This window comes from Myxococcus sp. AB025B, from assembly GCF_006518215.1.
Taxonomy (GTDB): Bacteria; Myxococcota; Myxococcia; order Myxococcales; family Myxococcaceae; genus Myxococcus; species Myxococcus fulvus.
On sequence record NZ_SRLW01000424.1, the window covers coordinates 1 to 6,491 of the forward strand.

The window sequence follows — 6,491 nt, forward strand, 5'->3', positions numbered from 1 at the left end:
GGGCCTGGCCTGGGCGGCCGGAGCGGCCGGCGCCTGGGTGGAGGCGGGCGCGGAGCCCTCCGGGTTCTTGCAGCCCGAGCCGGTCAGCGCCACGGCGACCAGCAGGGGAACGACAGGCTTCCAGCAGGAGAGGAGCACGCGGCGGGTCTTAGCCACGCGCGAGGGGCTTGTAAAGCAACGCAAGCCTTGCCAAGGAGGGCCCCTTGCCCATGCCCAGAGTCCTGCTGCTGCACACCGGAGGCACGTTGGGGATGGCCGGAGGTCGGCCCTCCGCCCTGCGCCCCGCCGCCTTCTTCAAGACGCTCAAGGCCCGCGTCCCGGAGCTGTTCCAGCTCGCCGACATCGAGCTGCAGCTCTTCAGCAACCTGGACAGCTCCGAGATGCAGCCCGAGCTGTGGCAACGCATGGCCACCCACCTGCACCACCAGCTCCATGACTTCGACGGGGCCGTGGTGACCCATGGCACGGACACGCTGGCCTACACCGCCAGCGCGCTGTCCTTCATGCTGCGCAATCCCCCCTGCCCCATCGTGCTGACGGGCTCTCAGCGGCCGCTGGGCGAGGTGCGCTCGGATGCGCGGCTCAACCTCATCGACGCGGTGCTCTCCGCGGTGAAGGGACCGCGCGAGGTCACCATCTGCTTCGACTCGCACCTGTACCGCGGCAACCGCACGCGCAAGGTGAAGGTGTCCGAGTACGACGCCTTCGAGAGCCCCAACTGCCCGGTGCTGGGGACGCTGGGCGTGGACGCGACCTTCGAGCCGGGGCTGCGCGCCCGGGGCCCCTTCAAGCTCTACGAGAAGCTGGACCCGCGCGTCTTCATGCTCAAGGTCTATCCCGGGCTGGACCCGGCCCTGCCCCTGCAGCTGTTGCCGCACGTCCGGGGGCTGGTGCTGGAGGCGTACGGGGCGGGCAACTTCCCCATCGCGCCCGAGCTCGGACGCTCGCTCATGCCGCTGTTCGTCCAGGCGAAGGAGCGCGGCGTGCCGGTGGTGGTGGTGAGCCAGGCCCACCGCAACGGCGTGGACCTGAGCCTGTACGAGTCCGGTGCGGCGTCCCTGGCGCAGGGGGCCATCGGTGGCGCGGACATGACCCCCTCCGCGGCGCTGGTGAAGCTGATGCAGGCGCTCGCCTACCACCCCCGCTCCCCGGAGGCGCTGGCGCGGTTCATCCAGACACCGGTGGCGGGGGAGCTGAGCGTCGGACGGAGGACAGTCGAGCCGGAGGTGCCCAGCCGGCCCCGGACGACGCGGCGGATCCACGCGGGATGAGCGATTGGGCCGCGTGGAAGCCGGCAGCATGCTTGCCGCCATGAAAAAACGGCCCATAAGATGGGTGTTGCGATGTCCGAGGAGAAAACTTCCGTCCATTCCATTTCGGACCTGCTGGGCAACGCCCAGCGGCAGAGCGCTTATTTGATTGTCATCAGCGCCAAGTCCGCGGCGGGCATCGGCCGGATGTTCAAGCTGGACCGCTCCGAGGTGGTGCTGGGGCGCAGCTCAGAGGCGCAGTTCCAGGTGGAGGACGACGGCATCTCCCGCAAGCACGCCAAGGTGGTGGCGCTGGGCGACGGGCGCTTCCAGCTGATGGACCTGGCGAGCACCAACGGCACCTACCTCAACGGCCTGAAGGTCAACGCCGCCCCGCTGTACGACGGCGACAAGATCCAGATCGGCTCCAACACCGTCCTCAAGTTCTCCATCCAGGACGAGCTGGAGGAGCAGTACCAGCGCAGCATCTACGAGTCGGCCACCCGCGACGGCCTCACCCGCGTCTACAACAAGAAGTACTTCCTGGAGACGGTGCGCAAGGAGTTCAGCTACTGCCTGCGCCACCGGGTGCCGCTGTCGCTGGTGCTCTTCGACGTGGACCACTTCAAGAAGATCAACGATGCGTACGGCCACCCGGCCGGGGACTACGTCCTGACGCGCATCGCCCAGCGGGTGACCGACACGGTGCGCACCGAGGATCTGCTCGCGCGCTACGGCGGCGAGGAGTTCGCGCTGATGCTGCGCGAGTCCGCCGAGGACCAGGCCCTGGCGTGCGCCGAGCGCTGCCGCCACGCGGTGGACAAGGCCGACTTCGTCTTCGGTGGCACGCCCATCAAGGTGACCATCAGCCTGGGCGTGGCGACGCTGCTGGACTCGGACTTCTCCCAGCCCGAGGACCTCATCGCCGCCGCGGACAAGTACCTCTACCGCGCCAAGCGCGCGGGCCGGAACCGCGCCGACGCCAAGGCCATCAGCGGCCCGTGAGTCGTCACCGTCGGGCGCGGGGACGCCCCCTCGCGCCCGGGCACCGCTGACGTCGGTGCCCGAAGCCTGGCTTGCCATCGCCATCAGGCGCGGGGTTCCCGCTCTCGCCCGGACGTCTGGCCGCGCTTCTGACGTCAGTTCCCGAAGCCCAGCTTGCGCAGGCCCGCGCGGGACACGTGCTTGACGTGGGTGTCCGCGTCGCGCGCCGCCGCGTCGGAGAGCGCCGCCGCGGCATGGGGCCCGCCCAGCCTCCCCAGCGCTAGCGCCGCCGCCACGCGCACGTCCGACACCGGGTCCTCGCGCAGGCACGTGGCCAGCACCTTCACATGGGCCGCGCGGCCGATGGCCTCCAGCGCCCGGGCCGCCGCGGCGCGCACCACCGGGTGCTCCGAGCCGAGCAGCTCCGCGGCCATGTCCCCCCGCGTCGACTGGCGCTGCCCCGCCACCACGTCCAGCGCGGCGGCGACCACCTCCGGCGAGCCGTCATCCAGCGCGCGCTCGGTGGCGTCCATCACCTCGGGCTTTCGCACCGACAGCGCACCGAGCACCCGCACCGCGCCCGCCCGCACCACCGGCTGCGAGTCCTTCAGGAAAGGCGACAGCGCGTCCAGCCGCAGGCTCTCCCCTTCGCGGCAGTCGGAGAGCGACGTCAGCGCCTGGCCCCTGAGCGGCGCGGGCATGCGCGAGTCCCGGGCAGCATCCAGGAAGAAGCTCCCACAGCCCTTCTCCCGCTCCATGGCCTCCAGCCACGGCCGGGCCACCTCCAGGTCCTTGCCCTCGAGCCGGCGCTCGGCGGCCACGCGCAAGGACGTGCCCTCCGACTGGGCCAGCCGCCGCGCCGCCGAACCCCGCACCTTGCGGTCCACGTCCGTGAGCGCGCGCTCCAGCTCCTTGCGCGCCAGCGGCCCATAGACGCCCAGGGACAGCACCGCCGCGTCCCGCCGCTGGGGCTCAGGCGCCGTGAGCTCCGGCTGGAGCGACTCCAGCTCGCGCGAGTACACGGCGAACAGCCGGTTCACCAGCACCTCGTCCGCGGGCCGCGCCTCCTCCAGGAGCAGCCGCCCCACCGAGGAGTCCAGGCGCAGCGCCACCGCCTTGAGCGCCGAGGCGCCAATGCCATCCGTCTCCTCCGGCCGGGACGCCGTCGCGTCGAGCAGCACCCGGGCGGGCCTCCGCCCCAGGAAGGCCCCCAGGTGGGCGAGCGCGGTACCCCGCTCGCGAGGGTCCTCCGAGTACAGCTCCACCTCCAGCGCCTGCCGGATGGCCTCCCGCCGCGCCCACACCCGCGCCGCCGCCTCCGGCCCCCGGGCCCCCGCGTCCCGCAGGAAGGTGGCCGTGGACTGCCCCGCCTCCGCCGCCGCGCGGGCCGCGGTGAGGCAGGCCGCCAGGTCCGAGGACGCGGGAGAAGCGGCCACCCACTCGGCCAGCACGCGCTTCTCCGTCAGTTGCCGCGCCTTCGCGTCGGCGCGCACGGAGGCCCAGCGCACGCGCCAGTCGCCATCCTTGCGCGAGGAGGCCAGCGCCTCACGGGGGACGGGCCGGATGTTGCCCAAAGGCGCCACCCACGAGTCCACCCGCCCGCCGGACAGGCACGAGCCGCACACCCGGGCACGCAGGGCGCGGTCCGCCACATGGCGCTGGCAGGAGTTCCAGCAGTCGGTCGTCCCGGTGCCACCACGCTGACCGGTCGCCAGCAGCACCATCAGGAGGAGGGCAGGGCTCACGCAGGCGACACTCTAGTCCAACCGCGCGCGGCTTTTCCCGCCAGCGTCCTTGCGTTTTACCGGCCACTGGGACATACCGCTCCCCCTTCGAAGTACGCACACATTGACGCATGGCGGAAGGAGGTGAACGCATGCCCGGTATCCGAGTGAAGGAGGGAGAGTCCATTGAGAGCGCCCTCAAGCGCTTCAAGAAGGCCACTGAAAAGGCCGGAATCCTTTCCGAGATCCGCAAGCGCGAGCACTACGAGAAGCCTTCCGTGAAGCGGAAGAAGAAGGCCCTCGCCGCCAAGAAGCGCGCGGTGAAGAAGGCCCGCAAGTCGTTCTAGTTGCGAGGCCGGCGTGTGAGCCGGGGCGCCCCCAGTCAGGTGCCCTGGCTCCCGTCGTCTGAAATCCCCCGAATCCCAGCCAGCGGAGTTGCGAATATGGCCACCCTCAAGGAGCGGATCGACGCGGACCTCAAGGACGCGATGCGGTCCAAGAACGAGCTGCGCACCACCGTCATTCGGGCGATCAAGAGCGCCGTGAAGTACAAGGAAGTGGAGCCCGGTGCCTCCGCCCTCGACGACGCGGGCGTGATGAGCGTCATCACCGGCCTCATCAAGAAGGGCCGCGACTCCGCGGACCAGTTCAAGGCCGCGGGCCGGCCGGAGCTGGCGGAGAAGGAGGAGGCCGAGATCGCCGTCCTCCAGAGCTACCTGCCCCAGCAGCTCACCCCCGACGAGCTGGTCGCCGCCGTCCAGGCCGCCATCGCCGAGGTGGGCGCCAAGAGCGCCAAGGACATGGGCGCGGTGATGAAGAACCTCTCCCCCAAGCTCCAGGGCAAGGCCGAGGGTCGCGCCATCTCCGAGGCCGTCAAGGCGGAGCTCGCGAAGCTCGCCTGAAGTCCCCTGTCCCACCCCTCTGGAGGCCACCCGGCGCAGGCGGTGGCCCCCTGGGGTGGAAGGCCCGGGGTGAGCGGAAACTTGCTCCCCCGGCCCCCCGTCATTAAGTGCCTGGGCCAGCCCATGGCGTACCGCCCCTGTCCAGGGGAGGTACCCAGCGGGCCGTAGGAGCCCCAACGTGTCCCCACACCCTCACGACGCCTCGCGCCTCCGGTCCTCCGCCCTCGTGGGCGGGGAGCGCCACCGGGTTGGCGGCCGGACGGGCGACGTCAGGCCCGGCTGGCAGGATGTCGGCGGTGCGCCCGCCCTGACGCGGGCCCAGGGGTGGGCGACATGATCCCGGAGCACAAGATCCAGGAAATCCTCGAGCGGGTGGACCTGGTGGGCCTCATCTCCCGGCACGTGGAGCTGAAGAAGGCGGGCCGGGAGTGGAAGGGGCGCTGTCCCTTCCACCAGGAGAAGACGCCTTCGTTCTACGTGGTGCCGGAGAAGCGCTTCTATTTCTGCCATGGCTGCCGGGCCAGCGGCGACGCGGTCTCCTTCGTCCAGCGCTACCTGGGCAAGACGTTCCTGGACGCCGTGAGGGATTTGGCGCGCGAGCTGGGCATCGACCTGGAGGCGCAGCAGGACCCCGGGATGCGGGAGCGCCAGCAGCTCAAGGAGGCCACGGACCTGGCCGCCGAGCACTTCCGCTCGCTCTTGTGGCACCAGGAGGAAGGCCGCGCCGCGCGGGCCTACATCGCCAGCCGCGGGGTGTCGGATGAAACCGCGCAGGCCTTCGGGCTGGGCTGGGCGCCCCACGCGTGGAGCCTGCTCGCGGAGCGCTGCCAGAAGTCGGGCATGCTGGAGTGGGCCATGAAGGCCGGGCTCGTGCTCAAGCGCAACACGGGGGATGGCTGCTTCGACTTCTTCCGCAGCCGGCTGATGGTGCCCATCCGCGCGCCGGAGGGCAGGCCCATCGCCTTCGGTGGCCGCCTGGTGGGCGCCGACGAGGGCCCCAAGTACCTCAACTCGCGCGAGTCGCGGCTCTACAACAAGAGCGAGACGCTGTTCGGCATGGACCTGGCGCGCGACGAGCTGCGCAAGCGCAAGGCCGCCATCCTCGTCGAGGGCTACTTCGACTGCATCGGCCTGCACCAGGTGGGGGTGCGCCACGCCGTGGCGCTGTGCTCCACCAACCTCACCGCCGGCCACATGCAGCTGCTCAAGCGGGCCGAGGCGCGGGAGCTGGTGCTGCTGCTCGACGGAGACTCCGCGGGGCTCGCCGCCGTGGAGCGGCTCGCGGGCCCCCTGCTCGCCGCGGGAGCGACCGCTCGTGTGGCGCTGCTTCCGCAAGGGGATGATCCAGACACCTTCGCGCGTCGTGTGGGGCAGGACGGTGTGGAGTCGCTCATCGACGGGGCGCAATCCCTCACCACGTACCTGTTCGCCACCCTGCTCCCCCAGGGAAAGGCGGCGACGTTCGAGGAGAAGATGGCGGCTCTGGAGCGACTCAAGCCCGTGGCGGCGCAGGTGCCGGTGGGGCTTGTGCGCTCCTCGCTCTTCGCCGCCCTGGCCGAGCACTTCGGCTGGCGCGCCCCGGACGTGGAGGCCGCCCTGCGCAGCAAGGTCCCCACGCCCAAGCCCGCCTC

The 6,491-nt window shown here is 71.1% G+C and carries 6 protein-coding genes; 5 read left to right on the forward strand and 1 reads right to left on the reverse strand.

Annotated elements, in window-relative coordinates; all coding sequences use genetic code 11:
• Positions 1-209 precede the first annotated feature (209 nt).
• Positions 210-1,271, forward strand: a complete 1,062-nt coding sequence (locus FL311_RS39680; protein ID WP_141332842.1) for an asparaginase — start codon at positions 210-212, stop codon at positions 1,269-1,271.
• A 72-nt stretch (positions 1,272-1,343) separates the two neighbouring features.
• Positions 1,344-2,255: a GGDEF domain-containing protein gene (locus FL311_RS39685; RefSeq protein WP_046715247.1), complete on the forward strand. Its 912-nt coding sequence runs from the start codon at positions 1,344-1,346 to the stop codon at positions 2,253-2,255.
• A 134-nt stretch (positions 2,256-2,389) separates the two neighbouring features.
• Here the strand turns inward: FL311_RS39685 and FL311_RS39690 are convergent, their stop codons facing one another.
• Positions 2,390-3,979 (reverse strand): HEAT repeat domain-containing protein, encoded by a 1,590-nt coding sequence (locus FL311_RS39690; protein ID WP_228557395.1) that lies wholly within the window; start codon positions 3,977-3,979, stop codon positions 2,390-2,392.
• A gap of 131 nt (positions 3,980-4,110) precedes the next feature.
• On the opposite strand from FL311_RS39690, the gene rpsU reads away from it, so the two are divergent.
• The 3 genes from rpsU to dnaG all read left to right on the forward strand — a co-directional run.
• Complete coding sequence (gene rpsU / locus FL311_RS39695; RefSeq protein WP_002614080.1) at positions 4,111-4,305, forward strand: 30S ribosomal protein S21; 195 nt, start codon at positions 4,111-4,113, stop codon at positions 4,303-4,305.
• Between the two features lie 96 nt (positions 4,306-4,401).
• On the forward strand, positions 4,402-4,860 hold the full coding sequence (locus FL311_RS39700; protein ID WP_141332843.1) for a GatB/YqeY domain-containing protein: 459 nt from the start codon (positions 4,402-4,404) through the stop codon (positions 4,858-4,860).
• Positions 4,861-5,193: 333 nt separating this feature from the next.
• Positions 5,194-6,491, forward strand: a 1,298-nt coding sequence (gene dnaG / locus FL311_RS39705; RefSeq protein ID WP_141332844.1) for a DNA primase, incomplete at its 3' end; no start/stop codon positions are given.